The organism is Sphingomonas kyungheensis, assembly GCF_037120395.1.
GTDB lineage: Bacteria > Pseudomonadota > Alphaproteobacteria > Sphingomonadales > Sphingomonadaceae > Sphingomonas > Sphingomonas kyungheensis.
The window spans coordinates 220,418-239,363 of record NZ_JBBBDM010000002.1 but is presented as its reverse complement, the minus strand read 5'-3'; the positions used below and the strand labels follow the sequence as shown (position 1 = coordinate 239,363).

The following is an 18,946-nucleotide window of genomic DNA, read 5'->3' as shown; positions in this document are numbered from 1 at the left end:
GGATCAGGCGGGGCGCGGCGGTCCGCGCAGCGGCGGGCGGAGGTAGATGCGGTCGGGCAGGACCGGCCGGCGGTGCGGCCGCATCGCCAGCGCCATCGCAAAGGCGATCGCGAGCGCGAGCAGCAGCGGCACGACCGGCAGCGCGACGGCCTGCGCGAGCGCGCCGAACGGGCAAGGGCTGTCCGCGACCGGATGCGGTCCGCCCTGCGCGTCATGGCCGGCACCGGCATGCGCCATCGGCATCGTCATGGCCATCGGCGCGGCGCGCACCGGCCCATAACCGCTACAGATCGCCAGCACCGGCCGGCCATCGACCCGATCGATCATATAGCCCGCCGGCACGAGCAGCCGCACGGCGAGCGCCAGCGCCAGCAGCCACGCCGCCAGCGCGCGATGATCCAGCAACAGGCGGCGGAGCGACGTCACGCGCAATCCCTTAGGCGACGCGGCGGCGGCTGTCATTCACCGCGATGACGGCGGTGATGGGTGGGTGGATCGCGCCAGGGCCATGCCTGCACAAGCATCGAGCGACATTCGGCCCGATCCTCGACCGGGTTGATGCCACCCTGCCCCCAAGCCTTTGTGGCGGCGTCGGCGATCCGTCGTTAGGGTCCGGCGATGCGTCTGTTTCTTCCCCTGCTGCTGATCGCCGCCGCGCCCGTGCCTCCGGTGCGCGAAGGCGTGGCGACGCTCGCCGCCGACAGCGAAGCGCGCTGGGTGCCGTTCGATCTCACCCCGGGCAACCAGATCCGCTTCACGCTGACGCTCGATGCGCGCCCCGTGACCGCGATCCTGGATACCGGCGTGAGTTATTCGGTGCTGGCGAGCAAATCCGCCGCCGCCGATCCGGCGCGGATCACCGCCGACGGACAGGCGACGGCGATCGGCGGCGGCGGCAATGGCGCGGTGGCGGTCGGCTGGCTGCCGACCCGGCGGCTGGTGATCGGCGGGCTGACGCGCAGCGGCGGCGGCGTCACCGTCGCCGATCTGCCGGCGCTCGCCACCGGCAGCGCACAGGCGGTCGACATGCTGATCGGCCGCGACGTCACCGGCGGCCATGCGCTCGACATCGATTATGCCAATCACCGCTTCCGCCTGCTCCCGTCGGGGCGGCTGCCGTTCGTCGGCGCGATCGCGCCGCTGACCATCTCGGCCGGGCGCCGCGTCTATGAGAGCAGCGCGACGATCGCGGGCAAGCGGCTGTCGCCGATGATCGTCGACACCGGCGACGGGTCGGCGCTGACGCTGTCGGCGGCGTCGGCGGCGAGTGCGGGCATCGCCAAGCTGCCGACGACGACGACCATCTCCTTCGGCCTCGCCGGCGAGACGGTGAGCACGCTCGCCATCCTGCCGGCGGTCGCGATCGGCCAGCAGCAGATCCGCAACGTCGAGACGCGCGTCGAGCCGCCCGCGGGCTTTTCGGAGACGATCGGCGTCGCCGGTCGGGTCGGATCGGGGCTGTTGCAGAGCTATCGGGTGCTGCTCGACCCCGGCGCCGGGCGGATGGTGCTCAAGCCCGGCCCCGATGCGGATGCGCCGCCGCTGCGCTCGACCAGCGGGCTGCTCGTCGGGCTAACGCGCGACCGGCTCAAGGTGCTGCACGTCATGCGCGGCGGACCGGCGGCGGCGGCGGGCTGGCGCGCCGGCGAGACGATCTGCCGGATCAACGACGCGCCGGTAACGGCCGACTATCCGACGAGCGCGCTGGCGAAATGGGCGATCGGTACGCCGGGAACGGTGGTGCGGCTCGGCCTGTGCGACGGGACGGTGCGGACTTTGACGCTGCGGCAATTCTACTGAAGATTTGATGCGCGCAGAGGCGCAGAGGACGCAGAGACAATGGCTGCGCCAGCAGCCCCACCTCACTTGTAGGATTGGGGCAAATCGTGCGCGGCAAAAGAGACATCTCCGCGCCTCCGCGTGAACCCTATCTTCTTCTCGCCAATGGCTCATCCCCGCTTCTTATGAATGAGCGGCGGGCGAAGAAAAATTGTTCACGCGGAGGCGCGGAGGCGCGGAAGGGTTGATCGTTCCGGCGATCCAACGTCGCCAGAACGGCAGAGGCGATACACGCCGATCGGGACCCCTCTGCGCCCTTCGCGCCTATGCGCGAACCCAAACGCCTCCGCGTCGAAGAGAAAAAACTACCGCGTGTGCAGCCCGAGGCTGACCAGCAGGATCGTCGCGAGCAGCGCCGCCATCTGCACCGTCCGCCAGTCGATGAAGCCGACCCGGTCGGGGTCGGCGCGCAACCGGCGGCGGCGGTCGGCGAAGGCGGCGACGAGCGCGAGCAGCACCGTGCCGCCCGCGCCCCAGAACAGGAGCGGCATGGCTCAGCCGAGCTTTTCGACCTTATCCTTCAGCCGCAGCAATTCGGCCTTGAGCGCGGCGATCTCGTCGTCCTTGCTCGCCGGCGGCGCGGCGGGGGCGGGCGCGACCGCCGCCGCCGGGGTCTGGAACGCCTGCGCCGCGACCTCGAACATCTGCAGGTTGCGCTTGGCGATCTCGGCGAAGGGCGAGTGGGCGAAGGCGCCCTCGACCGCCGATTTGAACTGTTCCTGGTTGCGGCGGAAGCTGTCCATCGACGCCTCCAGATAGCCCGGCACCATCGCCTGCATCGAATCGCCGTACATCGAGATGAGTTGGCGCAGGAAGCTGACCGGCAGCATCGTCTGGCCGCGGCTTTCCTCTTCCATGATGATCTGGGTCAGCACGTTATGGGTGATGTCGTCGTCGGTCTTGGCGTCGACGACCTTGAAGTCGCGGCCGTCGCGGGTCATCGTCGCCAGATGGTCGAGCGTGATGTAGGACGAGGTCTCGGTATTGTAGAGGCGCCGGTTGGCGTATTTCTTGATGATGACGATTCCGTCGCCCCTGGCCTGTTTCCTCATACCGCTCCCCTGTTGCGCGACGGTGCGTTGCCGTGACTGATCCCGATGGTACGCCGCAATTTTTCGCACCGCAACACGGTCCGCGGCCGTTGCCCCTGTTCCTCGAGATGCTGCGCAGCGAAACCGCGGCGCAGCCGGCGCGTACCGCCGCGGCGCTGGCGGGACTCGCCGCCTATCAGCAGGCGCCCCGCCCCGCGCCGCCCGCGCCGATGCCGGCGCTCGCCACCGCGGGGCGCGCGTCGCTGCGCTATTACGGCGGGCGCGGGCGCATGGTGGTGTTCGTGCCGTCACTGATCAATCCGCCGGCGATCCTCGACCTCGGCGAGGCATCGCTGGTCCGCTGGATGGCGCAACAGGGATTCCGCGTCGCGCTGGTCGACTGGGGATCGCCGGGGGCCGCAGACCGCGACATGGACATGACCGGCCACGTCGAATCGCTGCTGCTGCGGCTGATCGAGCAGCTCGACGAACCGCCGGTGCTGGTCGGCTATTGCCTCGGCGGGACGATGGCGCTCGCCGCGGCGGGGGCGACGCAGGTCGCGGGACTCGCGACGATCGCCGCGCCGTGGCATTTCGCCGGCTATGGCGATGCCGCGCCGGCGATGCTCGACCTGTGGCACGCCGCCGCGCCGACCGCGGAGGCGCTCGGCGTGCTGCCGATGGAGGCGTTGCAGGCGGGCTTCTGGCGGCTCGACCCGGCGCGCACCGTCGCCAAATATGAATCGTTCGGCCGGCTCGATCCGGACGGCGCGGCGGCGCGCGCCTTCGTCCGGCTCGAGGATTGGGCCAATGCCGGCGAGCCGCTGCCGCTCGCCGCGGCGCGCGACCTGTTCGAGGGCTTCGTCGCCGCCGACCGCCCCGGCACCGGCGGCTGGCCGATCCGCGGCGTCGCCGCCGGGCCGGAGCGCCTCACCTGCCCCGCGGTCGAGTTCGTCTCGCTCACCGATCGCATCGTCCCCGCGGCGACCGCCGCCGGGCTTGAAGATCGGCGCGACCTCGGCCTCGGCCATGTCGGGATGATCGTCGGCGGACGCGGGCGGGCGATGCTGTGGGAGCCGCTGGCGCACTGGATCGCCGCGCTGCCGGGCGGTAGACAGGCCGCAAAGGAGTAGGATCATCATGACCGAGATCGTTATCGCCGCCGCCAAGCGCACCCCCGTCGGCAGCTTCCTGGGCGCCTTCGCCGCCACCCCCGCGCACGAGCTCGGCCGCATCGCGATCGAGGCGGCGCTCGCCCAGGCCGGCGTCGACGGCGCCGACGTGTCCGAGGTGATCCTCGGCCAGGTGCTGACCGCGGCGCAGGGCCAGAATCCGGCGCGGCAGGCGTCGATGGCGGCGGGCATCCCCAAGGAGGTGCCGGCCTGGGGCGTCAACCAGGTGTGCGGATCGGGGCTGCGCGCGGTGGCGCTGGCCGCGCAGGCGATCCAGACCGGCGACGCGACGATCGTCGTCGCCGGCGGCCAGGAGAGCATGTCGCTGAGCGCGCACGCACAGACGATGCGCGGCGGCACCAAGATGGGCGCGATCAGCCTCGTCGATACGATGGTGGTCGACGGGCTCACCGACGTGTTCAACGGCTATCACATGGGGATCACCGCCGAGAATCTCGCCGAGGAATATCAGGTGACGCGCGCCGACCAGGACGCCTTCGCCGTCGCCAGCCAGAACAAGGCGGAGGCGGCGCGCGCCGGCGGCCGCTTCGCCGACGAGATCGCGCCGGTGACGATCAAAGGCCGCAAGGGCGACACGGTGGTGGCGGACGACGAATATATCCGCGCCGGCGCGACGCTGGAGAGCGTCGGCGGTGTCCGCCCGGCGTTCAAGAAGGACGGCACCGTCACCGCCGCCAATGCCAGCGGCCTCAACGACGGCGCTGCCGCGCTGGTGCTGATGAGCCGCGAGGAGGCCGCAAAGCGCGGCGCGCCGGTGCTGGCGACGATCCGCAGCTGGGCGAGCGCGGGCGTCGACCCGTCGGTGATGGGGATCGGGCCGGTGCCCGCCTCGCAGAAGGCGCTCGACAAGGCCGGCTGGACGCTCGCCGATCTCGACCTGATCGAGGCCAATGAGGCGTTCGCGGCGCAGGCGCTGTCGGTCGGCAAGGCGCTCGGCTGGGATGCCGACAAGGTCAACGTCAACGGCGGCGCGATCGCGATCGGCCATCCGATCGGCGCGAGCGGCGCGCGCGTGCTCACCACGCTGCTCTACGAGATGCAGAAGCGCGATGCGAAGAAGGGGCTGGCGACGCTCTGCATCGGCGGCGGCATGGGCATCGCGATGTGCGTGGAGCGCTGAGGCCATACGACACGGCCGCTGACATAATCGCAACATTCGGACACGATGACCGTCATGATCGTGTCATTTTGGCGACACATTACAGCTAAATGACAAGATTGACACGTTTTGGAGGCATTGCCGCTTGTCCCTGCGGCCGTGCGTTTGCCAACATGGTCCCCTGACAAAGGCGATAAACGCCTGACACAGGGGACTATTATGAAGAACTGGTTGTTCTCCGCGAGCGCGCTCGCGGGCGGGATGCTGCTCGCCACCAATGCCTTCGCGCAAACCGCTCCCGATACGAATGCGCCGCAGGCCGGCAGCAACACGGCCGGGACCTCGATGGCGGCGCCCGATCAGGACGAGCCGACGCGGCCGTCCGAGGAAATCGTTATCACCGGATCGCGCATCCGTTCGCCCAACGCGGTATCGGTCGTGCCGATCACCACCGTGTCGGCCGCCGAGCTGACCCAGACCGCGCGCACCTCGATCGGTGACGTGCTCAACGATCTGCCGCAGCTGCAGAGCACCTACAGCCAGTCGAACTCGACGCGCTTCCTCGGCACCGGCGGTCTCAACCTGCTCGATCTGCGCGGGCTCGGCACGTCGCGCACGCTCGTCGTCGTCAACGGCCGCCGCCATGTCGGGTCTGACATCCTCAACAATGCGGTGTCGGTGGACGTCAACACGATCCCGACCGACCTGATCGAGGGCGTCGACCTCGTCACCGGCGGCAACTCCGCGGTCTACGGCTCGGACGCGATCGCCGGCGTCGTCAACTTCCGCCTCAAGCAGAATTTCGAAGGCTTGCAGATCCGCGCCCAGGGCGGCGTCAGCGACGAGAAGGACGCAGGCAGCTATTTCGTCAGCCTGACCGGCGGCAAGAACTTCGCCGACGGCCGCGGCAACCTTGCGGTCAACCTCGAATATGCCCGCACCGAGGCGCTGTTCGCGTCGGACCGCAAGGCCTATCGCCAGAACGACACGTTCGTCACGACCAACGTCGATGCGGCGGGCGTCGGTGTCGACGGCAAGCTCAATTATGACGGCGTGCCGGACGCGGTGTTTTTCCGCAACGTGCGCAGCGCCACCATCTATGACGGCGGCCTGGTCACCTTCGCCGGCGCCGGGCTTGGCGCGGCGTCGAATGCGCGCTGCGGCCGCGATCCGCTCGGCCGCGCCTATACCTGCAACTATCTGTTCCAGCCCGGCGGTTCGCTGATCCAGGAGACCGGGACGCGCGTCGGCATCGCCAACGGCTCGGCGGCGGCGCCCTCGGCGGCTCCTTCGGGCGCGTTCATCGGCGGCAACGGCAATACGCGCCGTGAAGGCACGCTGATCCAGCTGCTGCCGCAGCTCGATCGCTATTCGGCCAATCTGGTCGGCCATTTCGCCGTGTCGGATGCCTTCGTCCCGTTCATCGAAGCCAAATATGTCCGCGTCGACTCGGTCAGCCTCGGCGGCTCGGGTCCGGCCTTCTACACCGGATCGACGATCGACGCGCGATATGAGCGTCCGCGCCTCGACAACCCGTTCCTGAGCGCGGATGCAAGTGCGGCACTGACCGCACAGGCGCTGCTGGCGGTCAACAACGGGATCAATCCCACCACCGGTGCGGCGATCACCGCGGACCAGGCCGCAACCTTGCGCACGCAGATCAACAGCGGCGCCTATCGCTTCATCCTGCGCAAGAACCTGACCGATCTCGGCTCGCGGCGCGAGGATGCGCGGCGCGAGACGTATCGCATCGTCGGCGGCGTGCGCGGTGATTTCCTCGATACGTTCAACTACGAAGTGTCGGCCAATTACGGCGAGTTCAAGGAGCGTACCCGCGTCCTCGGCAACGTCGACGTGCAGCGGCTGAGCCTCGCGCTCGACGCGGTGCGCAATCCGGCGACCGGCCAGATCGTCTGCGGCGCGCAGCTCGATGCCAGCCGCTTCGCCTTCGGTGAGGATCTCGGCGGCAATGCCGCGAACCTCGCCAGCGATATCGCCGCCTGCCAGCCGCTCAATCCGTTCGGCGTCGGCAGCATTTCGGACGCGACGCGCAACTACGTGCTGCGCAACACCGTCTCGGAAGGCAAGATCACCCAGCTCGACCTGCTCGCCAACGTGTCGGGTGATTCGTCGAAGTTCTTCAACCTGCCCGGCGGCGCCGTCGGCTTCTCGATCGGTGCGGAATATCGTCGTGAGACGAACTATTTCCAGGCTGATCCCTACGTCCAGGCCGGCTACACCTTCTACAACGCGCTGGCCCGGTTCGATCCGCCGTCGTTCGAGGTGAAGGAAGCGTTCGGCGAATTGCGCGTGCCGTTGCTGAAGGACATCACCCTGCTCAAGGAAGTCACGGTCGGCGCCGCCGGTCGCGTGTCGGACTACAAGGGCTCGGCAGGCACCGTCTACACCTACAACCTCAACGGCGTCTGGGCGCCGGTCGAGGGCATTCGCCTGCGTGCCAATTACGGCCGCTCGGTGCGGGCACCGAACCTCAGCGAATTGTATGCGTCGGCCGGGCAGAATTTCGCGCCCAATTTCCTCGATCCGTGCTCGGCGGACAATCTTGGCCGCGGCACACAGTTCCGCGCCGCCAACTGCGCCGCGGCGGGCATTCCGACCAGCTACAATTATCAATATGTCCAGTCGCTCGAAATCCTGAGCGGCGGCAACGCCAATCTGCGCGCCGAAAAGTCTGACTCGTACACCTATGGCGCGGTGATCTCGCCGACCTTCGTGCCGGGGCTGATCCTGTCGGTCGATTATTACAACATCAAGGTCAACAACGTCATCCAGTCGGCGGGCGCGCAGGCCACCGTCAACAATTGCTATGACTCGCCGACGATCACCGACAATCAGTTCTGTAATCAGTTCACCCGCGTTGCCGCCGGCGCGACCGGTCCGAATGGCGAACAGTCCTATCGAATCATCGAAGGTGCGCTACTCGACAATCCGCTCAACTATGCGAGCCTGAAGCGGCGCGGCATCGACGCTAACCTGTCCTACGCGCACAGCTTCGGCGGTACGCGCCTGTCTGGTCAGGTGATCTACACGCATATCCTGGAGGCCAGCAACTTCCTCAATCCGCTGCAGCCGAGCTTCGCGGATATTTTCGTCGGCGAGCTGGGCTATCCGAAGGATCAGGTGACGGTGAACCTCGGCGCCGATTTCGGTCTCGTCACCCTCGACACGCAATTCCGCTATCTGTCGAAGCAGTCGGTCGGCGCGATCGAGAATCACAGCGCCTTCCAGGGTCGCCCGGCGCAGAACCTCGACGATTACGACATCCCCTTCTATCCGGATGTCCTGTACATCGGCGCCAAGCTCGGCATCGATTTCAGCGAGCGGTCGACCTTCTACATCGGCGTCGACAACCTGACCGATCGCCTGCCGCCGCTCGGCGCGACCGGCATCGGTGCCGGCAGCGCGATCTTCGACAATATCGGGCGTCGCTTCTACGCGGGCGTCACCGCGCGCTTCTAAGCGCTTCTGCAAACCCGAAAACTGGAGGGCCGGTGGTTTCCACCGGCCCTTTTTTCGTCCACCATTCGGCGATGCAGAACGACCCGATGACCGCCGTCGCAGCGGTTCAACGACGTGCCGCTGCCGGGGAAGGCGAGGCACTGTTCCAGCTCGGCCTGTGGCAATTGCAGGGCCGCCCCCTGCCGCGCGACCTGCCCGGCGCGCGTGCCGCACTCAGACGGGCGGCCGACGCCGGCCATGACGAAGCGCAGCTGATCGAGATCGCGCTCGCCGCCAACGGCACCGGTGCCGACGCTGACTGGCACACGGCGATGGGGTTGCTCGATACTGCGGTCGCAGCGGGCAACGTGCCGGCGCGTCAGCTAAAAACGCTGCTTGCCGCGATGTCGCTCGATGACGCAGGGACGCCGGCAAGCCTGCCCGTGATTCAGCCGCTCACCGCCGACGGCAGCGTGCGTCGCGCCGTCGCGGCCTTCACCCTGGCGGAATGCGCCCATATCGCGCGCGCCGCGGACGATCTGCTCGCGCCGGCAGCGGTCGTCGATCCGCGCACCGGGCGATCGGTGCCGCACCCGATCCGCACGTCGGACGCGGCGGTGATCGGCCCGGTGCGCGAGGACCCGGTGATCCGCGCGCTCAACCAGCGGATCGCCGCGCTGAGCGCCACCCGGATCGGCCAAGGCGAAGCGCTGACCGTGTTGCGCTACCGGCCCGGCCAGCAATTCCGCCTCCATTCGGACATTCTTCCGCAGGTGCGCAATCAGCGCGTCGCGACGGTGCTCGTCTATCTCAACGACGATTTCACCGGCGGCGAGACGAGTTTTCCCGATCACGGGCTCGTCATCCGCCCGCGCGTGGGAGACGCGATCATCTTCGACAATGTCGATGCCGCGGGGCATGCGCTCGCCACCGCCCGCCACGCCGGCGAGCCGGTGCGCAGCGGCGTCAAATGGTTGGCGACGCGATGGATACGCGCGCGCCCGTTCGACGTATGGACCGGCCCGGAAGCCGCCTAACCCCAGACCCGATCATAACGCTGCCCCATCAGCGTCAGCAGCTCATATTGCGACATCCCGCTCGCCGCCGCCGCGTCGGGCAACGCGAAGTCGAGCGTCACCCAATCGCCCTCGCCCAGATCCGGGCTGGCGCTGACGTCGAGCGCGAGCAGGTCCATCGAGACGCGGCCGATCACCGGCAGGCGCCCCTCCCCCGCGGTGCCGGTGTCGGAGAAGCCGCGGACGTAACCGTCGGCATAGCCGAGGTTGAGGATCGCGACCTCGCTCGCCCGCGGCGCTCTCCACGTCGCGTTATAGCCGACCGTCTCGCCCGCCGCGACGGTACGGCGTTGCAGCACCTGCGCCTGCGGCGTGACGACGCTGCGGATGCGCCCGGCATAGTCGGACCGGACGATGCCGCCATAGAGCGCGATGCCCGGCCGGGTCAGATCGAAGGCATAATCGCCGCCGAGCGCGATGCCGCCCGAATTGGCAAGGCTCATCCGCCGCGCCGCGGTCGCCCCGGCGAGCCCGGCGAAGGCGGAGCGCTGCCGCGCGTTCATTTCGCTGTCCTCATCGGCGCAGGCAAGATGGCTGAGCAGGGTCTCGATCGCCAGACCGTCGAGCAGGCCGTCGCGCACCGCCTTCGGCGCGACGCCGAGCCGGTTGATCCCCGTATCGATCATCACGTCGCAGGCGCCGCCGCCCGCCGCGCGCCAGCGTGCCACCTGCGCCTCGCTGTTGAGCACCGGCCGGGCGATCCCCGCCAGCGCCAGCGGCATGTCCGCGTCGCGCACGCCGTGCAGCACCGACACGGACAGGCCGAGCGGAGCGAGCCGCTCCGCCTCCGCCCAGGTCGCGACGAAGAAATCGCGGCAACCGGCGGCGGCGAGCCGCTCCGCGACCGCGATCGCGCCGAGGCCATAGCCGTTCGCCTTGACCGCCGCGCCGCAGGCTGCCGCGCCGCTCATCCGGTCGAGCGTGCGCCAATTGTCGGCGAGAGCGGCGGCGTCGAGGCGGAGGCGAAGCGGTGCGGTCACGCGCGCCGCTTAATCCCCCGCGGCCGCCGCGTCGATGCCCGCGTCAGCCGAGCCGTGCGCGCAGCCCGATCCACAGCGTCCGCGGGGTGGCGCGCTCGACGATATTCGCGCCGCTGATCCCCGCCTCGACGCGGGCATCGAACAGGTTCTCGGCGCGTGCCTCCAGCGTCAGCGCGCGGGTGAGCGGCAGCGCGGCATAGCCGTCGAGCGTCGTCGCGGGCGCGAGGCTGCGGCTGTTCTGATCGTCATCGAACTGTCGCGCGACATGGCGCAGCGTCGCCGACAGCGCGGCGCGTTCGCGGCGCCAGCCGAGCGTCGCCGACACCGCATCGCGCGGCGTCTGCGCCGGGCGCAGCCCGTCGAGCGTCGCCGCCGCACCCGAGGCGCGCACCCGCGCATCGACATGGCTCCACGAGGCGAGCGCGTCGAACGGCCCGAAGGCGTAGCGCGCGTCCACCTCCACCCCGGTCGAGCGGATCGCGTCGAGATTGCGGCGGACGCGCGACGCGCTGGTCGGCGTCGACGACAAAGTGACGTTGGCGATCGCATCGGTCAGCCGGTCGCGGAACACCGTCGCGGCGAGGCTCGCTCCGGCAAGCGGGGTGAGCGTCGCGCCCGCCTCGATCCCGGTCAGCCGCTCGGGCGACAGCGCGGCGTTAGCGGCGGTGACGTCATTGCCGACGCGGAACGGCCGGTAGAGTTCGTTGAGCGTCGGCAGCCGCCAGCCGCGATAGCCGGCGGCGCGCAGCGTCAGCCAGTCGGCCGCGCGCCAGGCCGCGCCGACCCGCCCGGTCGCCTCGTCCCCCGACCGGTCGGCGAAACGCGTATCGGTCAGCGCCGCGCCGCCGGCGAGCGGGCGTTCGCTGAGATAGCCGCCGTCGATCGTCCACCAGTCGATCCGCGCCGCGCCGGTCAGCGTCAGGTCGCCGAGCGTGACGCTGCCGTCGGCGAACAGGCCCTGCGTCCGCGTCTCGCCCCCCGCCTCACGGCGCCGCGTCGGACGGGCGGCGACGAAGGTGAACAGCTCCTGCGTCTTGCCCGACACGTCGCGCAGATCGGCGCCGAGCCGCAGGTCGACGGTGTCGGCGACCGGCGGCTGCACCTCGATCCGCGCGCCGAGTCCGGTCGCGGGCGTGTTATATTGATTCAGCGACTGGCTGGCGGTGGTGCGCGCCGCGTTGACGCTGGCGAAGCTCGACGCGAAGGCGCGCGTCTGCAGATAGGCGAGCGCCGACCAGCCCCAGCGGCCGCGTCCGACCAGCCGCAGACTGGCGTCGGCCCCGTCGGACTGGTTGGCGGTATAAGCGGTGCCGCGCTCGCGCCGGTCGGTGAAGGCGCTGACATTGGCCTGGAGTTCGGTCGCCGGCGCGATCGTCACGACGGTGCGCAGCGCGGCGGAGGCCTGTTCGTAGGGCGCCGGCCGGTCGACCGGGCCACGCTGTCCGGCGACGGTGGGCACGAAGCCGTCGCCGCGCGCATAGGCCGCGGAGAGCGTCGCGAAGCCGCCGTCGCGGACCAGGGCGGCATTGCCCTGCGCGTCGACCGAATCGCGGCTGCCGTAGAAGACGCTCGCGTCGAGCGGGGCGAGCTGGTCGGGTGTCGCGCTGTCGATCTGCACCGTGCCGGTGAGCGCCCCCGGGCCGAAATAGCCGCTGCCGCCGCCGCGCGTCACCCGCACCTGCCCCAACCGGCCGGTGGCATAGGCCGGAAAGGCGACCCAGCCGCCGAACGGATCGGCCTGCGGCACGCCGTCGACGATCAGCAGCGCCCGGCTCGACGCATTGCCGCCGATGCCGCGCAGGCTGATCCCCTGGCTGGTCGGATTGGCGCTGCGGCTGTCCGAGCGGCGGAATTGCTGGAGGCCGGCGACGTCGGCGAGCACGCTTTCGAGCCGCGCGGCGGCATTGGCCTGCAAGCGGTCGCGATCGATCGTGACGATGTCGAAGGCGCGCTCGCCGGGCGAATCGGGCAGGCCGCGCCCGGTGACGACGATGTCGTCGGCCGCCGCGCCAGTCTGCGCGACGGCGGGGGTGGCGAGCGTCAGGGCGGGCAGGAGCAAATAGCGCATCCCCGCCCATTGACGCTTTTTCCGATGAAGAACAGCAATCTACCGCATCGCGGCAGGTTTCGGGTCGAAAATGTCGATGGGTAACGTAGCGGAACGATCCTCATCCTGTTGCGCTTGCCCTGTCATGGAAGACGACGAACCCCAGTCCGGATCGGCCGGACATGCTGCCGCCGCCGGCCACCCCCGCCCGACGCTGGGTGCCGAGGCCCTGCGCGACGAGCTCAACCGCGCGGCGTTGCGTCTGTCGCTCGACAGTGAGGGGACCGCCATCGACTTCATGCTACCGACGCTCGCCGAGCCGTGGGCGGGAGCCGGGCATAATTGGGACGTGCAGGCCTCCTGCCCCGAATCGCTCGACGCGATCGCCCGCCGCGCGGTCGAACAGGTCGCTGCGCTCTGGGATCTCGATCCGCAGGACAGCGGCGAGGCCGTGACGTTCGAAGCGGAGGAGTGAGCCTGACGCGCGACGAGGATCAACGTGCGCCATTGTCGCGGGGCGGCCGGTGGCCTAGATTAACTCAGACAATTTCCTGAGAGGTATTTCCGATGATCGACGGCGCCCTGCTGATCGGCGGCGAATCACGCCAAGCTTCCGACCGTTTCACCGCGGTCAATCCGGCGAGCGGCGAAACGCTGACCCCGGATTTCTCGTCGGCGCGTGCCGATGCGGTGGCCGAGGCCTGCGCGCTCGCCGAAGCGGCCTTCCCCGCCTTCGCCGCCACCGACCTCGAGGCGCGCGCCGCCTTCCTCGAAGGCATCGCGCAGAACATCCTCGACATCGGTGACGCGCTGATCGAGCGCGCGATGGCCGAGAGCGGCCTGCCGCGCGCCCGGTTGGAGGGCGAGCGCGGCCGGACCGTCGGTCAGCTGCGTCTGTTCGCCGGCGTCGTGCGCCAGGGCGACTTCCTCGACGCGACGATCGATCCGGCGCAGCCCGAGCGCGCGCCGCTGCCGCGCCCCGACCTGCGCCGCATCAACCTCGCCATCGGTCCGGTGGCGGTGTTCGGCGCGTCCAACTTCCCGCTCGCCTTCTCGGTGGCGGGCGGCGACACCGCCTCGGCGCTCGCCGCCGGTTGCCCGGTGGTGGTCAAGGGCCATCCCGCACATCCCGGTACCGGCGAGCTGGTCGCCCGCGCGATCCAGCAGGCGGTGAAGGCCGCCGGGCTGCCCGCCGGCGTCTTCTCCTACCTGCCCGGCGAGACGAACGAGCTGGGCGGCGCGCTCGTCGCCGATCCGCGCATCCAGGCGGTCGGCTTCACCGGCTCGCGCGCCGGCGGCCTCGCCCTCGCCCGCATCGCCGCCGAGCGTGACGAGCCGATCCCGGTCTATGCCGAGATGTCGAGCATCAACCCGGTGGTGATCTTCCCCGCCGCGCTCGCCGCGCGCGGGGCGGCGCTCGCCAAGGAGTACGTCGCATCGCTGACGATGGGCGCGGGGCAGTTCTGCACCAACCCCGGCCTGGTGCTGGCGATCGACGGTCCTGAGCTCGACGCCTTCGTGCGCGACGCCGGCGCGGCGCTGACCGACAGCCAGCCGGCGACGATGCTGTCCCCCGGCATCCATGCGAGCTTCGAAAAGGGCGTCGAGGCGCTCGCCAGCCATTCCGCCGTGACGACGATCGCGCGCGGCAAGGTCGGCGAAGGTGTCAACCAGGCGGTCGGCGCGCTGTTCCAGACGACGGCGGAGCAGTTCCTCGCCGACGTCGCGCTGTCGCACGAGGTGTTCGGATCGTCGTCGGTGGTCGTCCGTTGCGCCAGCATCGACGAGATCATCGCGGTGGTCGGCAAGCTCGAAGGTCAGCTCACCGCGACGCTGCAGCTCGATCCCGCCGACGAGGCGGATGCGGCCAAGCTGATGCCGGTGATCGCACGCCGCGTCGGCCGCGTGCTGGCGAACGGCTGGCCGACCGGTGTCGAGGTGGCGCCGGCGATGGTCCACGGCGGCCCTTTCCCGGCGACCAGCGACGGGCGGACGACCTCGGTCGGCACCTTGGCGATCGCGCGCTTCCTGCGCCCGGTCTGCTTCCAGAACCTCGCGCCGGCGCTGCTCCCCGCCGCGCTGCGCGACGACAACGGCTGGAGCATCGCCCGCCGGCTCGACGGCAAGCGCGAAGCCAGCCCGCGGTAAGCTGTGGATGCTCCCGTCCAAGGGCGGGAGTGTCGTTCATGAGGCGGGCGGGTCGGCCTCTGGTCGCCCGCCCGCTTTTGTTTGAAGCGGAACGAGCCCTGTTGAACAGGCTCGGCATCACCTCGAACCGATCGTCGCGCCAGACGATGATCGAAACCTTCCCGAACCTCGCACCACCCCGGCGAAGGCCGGGGTCCAGTTAGAGCGTCGTCGAAAGACTCCACCGCGCTTCACCCGACTGGACCCCTGCCTTCGCCGGGGGTGGTGCGTGTCGCTACGGGACGACCTTCCGAGCGGCTTCGGATTGCTCCGGCGGCCGTCGCGCCGCAATATGTCGGGTTATGCTCGTGCCGAACGGTGGATGCTGGAACGCGTCCGGCATGACGGGCGAAGTATTGCAGTACTCCCGCGCAGGCGGGAGCCCAGCGTCTTCTTAGTCGTAACCCGATGGTCTGCTTGGCCACCGGATTCCCGCCCGCGCAGGAATACTGTGATGCTCTGGCAGGTGCAGCGACACTTGCGCAGACGTGTTCGGGCGTGCCGATATCCTCAAGGCCCGCCAAGCATCAATGTGGTGCGACACCTCCGGAAGGCGCTCCTTACACCGCCACCGGCGTCACCGGTACGCCGGCCACGCCCGGATCGAAGGCGAACAGATTGCCCGCTTCCGGCTGATCCGCCAAGGCTTCGGCATCGAGTCCCTTGCGCGCGCTCGTCGCATAGGCGGTGCGCAAATCGGCGCCGCCGAAGGCGATCTTGGTGATGTTCGACGCGGGCAGCCGCACCGTGCCGATCAGCGCGCCCGCGGGATCGTAGCGGCGCACGCCCCAGCCGCCCCACAGCGCGACCCACAGACACCCTTCGGCATCGACCACCGAACCGTCGGGATAGCCGGCGCCCTCCTCGATCGTCACGAAGCGCGTCGCCGCGCCGAGCCGGCCGTCGCCATCGATCGTCGCGCGCCAGATCGTCTTGCCAAGCGTGTCGGTATGGTAGAGCGTGACGCCGTCGCCGGCGATCGCCGGGCCGTTGGTGATGCATACCGGGGCGAGGCCGCTGTCGCTGACCGTGCCGCCGGCGTGGCGATAGACGCGCCCGGTCAGATCCGTCTCGGCGTCGTCCATCGTGCCGAACCAGATCCGCCCGGCGCTGTCGGTCGCCGCGTCGTTGAGCCGGTTGCCGGCGGCATCGCCCTCGGGCCGCGCCAGGAAGGTGAAGCTGCCGTCGGCGGGATCGAAGCGGTGCAGTCCGGTGCGCAGGCCGGCGATCAGGCCGCCGTCGTCGCTCGGCAGCACCCAGCCGACCTGATCGGGCGCATCCCAGCGCTGCGCCGTGCCGCTCGCGGGATCGAAGCGGTGGATATGCCGGCTCTTGATGTCGACGAACCACACGGCCTGCTCGCGCCCGATCCACACCGGCCCCTCGCCGAGTACCGCCTGTACCGGCAATACGGTGCGCACGTGATGATCGGTCATGGCATATCCCCTCCAGGTTGAAGCTGGCGCTACATCCTCCGATCCGGGGTTCAGGTCCAGTCTGACAAAACCAGCCTGCCTCACGCGTCGAACAGGTCGCGGAAGCGATGCGGCTGCGAGCGCAGATATTGGTCGGGCGCCTTGACGTGCGCGCCGAGATGCGCCGCGGCATGCCAGGGCCAGCGCGGTTCGTAGAGGATGGTGCGGGCGAGCGCGATCATGTCGGCATCGCCGGTGCCGACGATCGCCTCGGCCTGCTCATAGTCGGTGATCAGCCCGACCGCGACGACCGGCAGGCCGCAGCCCTGCTTGACCGCACGGGCGAGCGGTACCTGATAGCTCGGCCCGGTCGGGATCTGCTGGCGCGGATCGAGCCCGCCGCTCGATACGTGGATCGCCGCGCAGCCGCGCGCTTCGAGCGCGCGGGCGAAGGCGACGGTCTGTTCGGCATCCCAGCCGCCCTCGACCCAGTCGGTGCCCGAGACGCGCATCGTCACCGGCCGCTCCGCCGGGAAGGCGGCGCGCACCGCGTCGAACACTGCGAGCGGGAAGCGCATGCGATTGTCGAGGCTGCCGCCATACTCATCCGTCCGCCGGTTGCTGAGCGGCGACAGGAACTGGTGGAGCAGATAGCCGTGCGCGCCGTGCAACTGCACCGCGTCGATCCCCAGCCGCGCGGCGCGGCGGGCGGATTCGGCGAAGGCGGCGACGAGCGCCTCGATCTCGGCGACCGAAAGCGCGTGCGGCGGATTCTCGCCCTCGGCGAAGGGCGCAGGCGACGGCGCGACCGTCTGCCAGCCGTCGGCATGGTCGGGCGCGATCTGCTTGCCACCGCGCCACGGCAGGTCGGTCGACGCCTTGCGCCCGGCATGGGCGAGCTGGATCGCAATCGGCATGTCGGAATGGCGGCGCACCGATTCGAGCACCCGCGCCATCGCCGCCTCGGTGGCATCGTCGTACAGGCCGACGTCGCCGAAGGTGATCCGCCCCTCGGGCGTCACCGCGCTCGCCTCGATCGTCAGCAGCCCCGCCCCCGACAGCGCGAGATGGCCGAGGTGGATGAGATGCCAGTCGGTCATCCGCCCCTGTTCGGCGGAATATTGGCACATCGGGGCAATGACGATGCGGTTGCGCATCGTCAGCGCGCCGACGGTGATCGGCTGGAACAGGGCGGGAGTCGGCATGGCACCTCGGCGGACGGGAGACGGATAGGCGCTACGCTTGACCGGCCGATTGGTGCCGCGCCGGCAACGTGACGCTCGCGGCAAGGCCACCGCCGTCACGCTCGCCGAGCGTCAGGCTGCCGCCGTGCAGCTCGGTCAGCTCGCGGACGATGGCGAGGCCAAAGCCATGGCCTTCGCCGCGCTCGTCGAGCCGTACGCCCGGCTCGGTGACGCGCGCGCGGTCCGCGGCGGGGATGCCGGGACCGTCGTCGCTGACGGTGAGCACGATGCGGCGCGCGTCGCCGCTCGCCACGCGCACATCGATCCACACCTGCGTCGCGGCGTGGCGCGCGGCATTGTCGAGCAGGTTGCCGAGCAGTTCGTCGAAATCCTGCGCGTCCATCGCCGCGACCGGGTCGCCGCCCACCTGCGGCGTGACGGTGATGCCGCGCCCGGCGTGGAGGCGGCCGATCGCCAGCGCGAGATCGTCTACCGCCGGGGCGATACGCACGCTGGCGCGGGTATCGGTCGCTCCCGCACGGGCGCGGGCGAGATGGTGGCGGATCGTCGCGTCGATCCGCGCGACCTGCGCCGCCTTGGCCGGATCGTCGCGCAGCTGCAGCGCGAGCGTCGCCACCGGCGTCTTGAGCGCATGCGCCAGATTGGCCGCGGACTGGCGCGCGGTGGCGAGCGCGGCGGCGCGATCCGCGGCAAGCGCGTTGAGTTCGTCGGCGAGGCCGCGCAGCTCGACCGGCTGATCGTCGTCGACCCGCTCGCGCAGGCCGGCGCGGATCGCGGCGAGCTGCTCGCGCATCCGGGCGAGCGGGCGCAGGCCGAGGCGCAGTTGCAGCAGCGACGCGGCGGCGAGCAGCGCGGCGAGGATCGCCAGCGCGACGAGCAGCGGCGTCAACGCCTCACGCAGCGGCCGTGCCACCACCGCGCGCGGCGCGGCGGCAAGCAGCGATACCGTGCCCCGCGACGTAACGAGGCGCAGGCGGCGGGCGTGGATGGTGCGGCCCGCCTGATCGACGCCGTCGAGCCCCTGCGGTGCGGCGGCATCCTCGGCGATCGGTGCAGGCGGCGCTCCCGGTGCATCCGGCACGCCGGGCGGCGGCGGCGGTGCGGCGACCGGGCCGGGCCGGAGCCGCGGCGGGTCGGCCGAGCCGATCGCCCCGTCGGGTCCGTCGATCCGCCACGTCCAGCCGCGCCCCGCCTCCAAGGCGCCGGCCCGTGCGGTGAGCCGGGCGCGGTCGACCTGCCCGTCCGGCGCGACGGTGCTGGCGAGCAAGGCGATCTCGGCATCGAGCCGCCGGTCGATGCCTTCGGTGACGACGCGTTCGAGCACGCCGGCGATCGCCCAGCCGGCGATGCCGAGCGCGGCGAGGATCGCCACCGCGGAGAGCAGCAGCATCCGCCCCTGGATCGAGCGCAGCACC

15 protein-coding genes are annotated in these 18,946 nt (G+C 70.3%); 7 read left to right on the top strand and 8 right to left on the bottom strand.

From position 1 onward, the window contains the following. Positions 1-3 precede the first annotated feature (3 nt). Entirely contained in the window at positions 4-426 is a 423-nt protein-coding gene (locus tag V8201_RS05150; RefSeq protein WP_336544653.1) for a DUF2946 family protein, read from the bottom strand. Positions 427-618: 192 nt separating this feature from the next. Here V8201_RS05150 and V8201_RS05145 point away from each other — a divergent pair, with 192 nt between their 5' ends. Next, positions 619-1,800 carry an aspartyl protease family protein gene (locus V8201_RS05145; RefSeq protein WP_271300336.1) on the top strand — a complete coding sequence of 394 codons (1,182 nt, stop codon included), beginning with the start codon at positions 619-621 and terminating at the stop codon, positions 1,798-1,800. A gap of 344 nt (positions 1,801-2,144) precedes the next feature. Here V8201_RS05145 and V8201_RS05140 read toward each other — a convergent pair whose 3' ends face one another. Both V8201_RS05140 and phaR read right to left on the bottom strand, forming a co-directional pair. Continuing rightward, positions 2,145-2,330, bottom strand: coding sequence for a hypothetical protein (locus V8201_RS05140; RefSeq protein WP_336544652.1), 186 nt, complete (start codon positions 2,328-2,330; stop codon positions 2,145-2,147). Between the two features lie 3 nt (positions 2,331-2,333). Then, positions 2,334-2,891, bottom strand: coding sequence for a polyhydroxyalkanoate synthesis repressor PhaR (gene phaR, locus V8201_RS05135; RefSeq protein WP_037531415.1), 558 nt, complete (start codon positions 2,889-2,891; stop codon positions 2,334-2,336). Between the two features lie 107 nt (positions 2,892-2,998). On the opposite strand from phaR, the gene V8201_RS05130 reads away from it, so the two are divergent. The 4 genes from V8201_RS05130 (at position 2,999) to V8201_RS05115 (ending at position 9,658) form a co-directional block, all read left to right on the top strand. Then, positions 2,999-4,003 carry an alpha/beta fold hydrolase gene (locus V8201_RS05130; RefSeq protein WP_336544909.1) on the top strand — a complete coding sequence of 335 codons (1,005 nt, stop codon included), beginning with the start codon at positions 2,999-3,001 and terminating at the stop codon, positions 4,001-4,003. A 7-nt stretch (positions 4,004-4,010) separates the two neighbouring features. Then, positions 4,011-5,183, top strand: coding sequence for an acetyl-CoA C-acetyltransferase (locus V8201_RS05125; RefSeq protein ID WP_336544651.1), 1,173 nt, complete (start codon positions 4,011-4,013; stop codon positions 5,181-5,183). Between the two features lie 198 nt (positions 5,184-5,381). Then, on the top strand, positions 5,382-8,642 hold the full coding sequence (locus V8201_RS05120) for a TonB-dependent receptor domain-containing protein (protein ID WP_336544650.1): 3,261 nt from the start codon (positions 5,382-5,384) through the stop codon (positions 8,640-8,642). Positions 8,643-8,728: 86 nt separating this feature from the next. After that, a complete protein-coding gene (locus V8201_RS05115; protein WP_336544649.1) occupies positions 8,729-9,658 on the top strand; it encodes a prolyl hydroxylase family protein in 930 nt (309 codons plus the stop codon). Here V8201_RS05115 and V8201_RS05110 read toward each other — a convergent pair. After that, positions 9,655-10,677 carry an alanine racemase gene (locus V8201_RS05110; protein ID WP_336544648.1) on the bottom strand — a complete coding sequence of 341 codons (1,023 nt, stop codon included), beginning with the start codon at positions 10,675-10,677 and terminating at the stop codon, positions 9,655-9,657. The two genes, V8201_RS05115 and V8201_RS05110, sit on opposite strands and share 4 nt — an antisense overlap. Positions 10,678-10,720: 43 nt before the next feature. Beyond that, positions 10,721-12,745: a TonB-dependent receptor gene (locus tag V8201_RS05105; RefSeq protein ID WP_336544647.1), complete on the bottom strand. Its 2,025-nt coding sequence runs from the start codon at positions 12,743-12,745 to the stop codon at positions 10,721-10,723. Positions 12,746-12,869: 124 nt separating this feature from the next. On the opposite strand from V8201_RS05105, the gene V8201_RS05100 reads away from it, so the two are divergent. Together V8201_RS05100 and V8201_RS05095 are read left to right on the top strand one after the other, a co-directional pair. Next, positions 12,870-13,199 carry a hypothetical protein gene (locus V8201_RS05100; protein WP_037531404.1) on the top strand — a complete coding sequence of 110 codons (330 nt, stop codon included), beginning with the start codon at positions 12,870-12,872 and terminating at the stop codon, positions 13,197-13,199. A gap of 92 nt (positions 13,200-13,291) precedes the next feature. Continuing rightward, a complete protein-coding gene (locus V8201_RS05095) occupies positions 13,292-14,872 on the top strand; it encodes an aldehyde dehydrogenase (NADP(+)) (protein ID WP_336544646.1) in 1,581 nt (526 codons plus the stop codon). 599 nt (positions 14,873-15,471) lie between these two features. Here V8201_RS05095 and V8201_RS05090 read toward each other — a convergent pair. The 3 genes from V8201_RS05090 to V8201_RS05080 form a co-directional block, all read right to left on the bottom strand. After that, positions 15,472-16,347 carry an SMP-30/gluconolactonase/LRE family protein gene (locus V8201_RS05090; protein WP_271300329.1) on the bottom strand — a complete coding sequence of 292 codons (876 nt, stop codon included), beginning with the start codon at positions 16,345-16,347 and terminating at the stop codon, positions 15,472-15,474. Positions 16,348-16,427: 80 nt separating this feature from the next. Continuing rightward, positions 16,428-17,531 carry an NADH:flavin oxidoreductase/NADH oxidase gene (locus V8201_RS05085; RefSeq protein ID WP_336544645.1) on the bottom strand — a complete coding sequence of 368 codons (1,104 nt, stop codon included), beginning with the start codon at positions 17,529-17,531 and terminating at the stop codon, positions 16,428-16,430. A gap of 31 nt (positions 17,532-17,562) precedes the next feature. After that, positions 17,563-18,945, bottom strand: a complete 1,383-nt coding sequence (locus V8201_RS05080) for a sensor histidine kinase (protein ID WP_336544644.1) — start codon at positions 18,943-18,945, stop codon at positions 17,563-17,565. Between the last annotated feature and the right edge of the window lies 1 nt (position 18,946).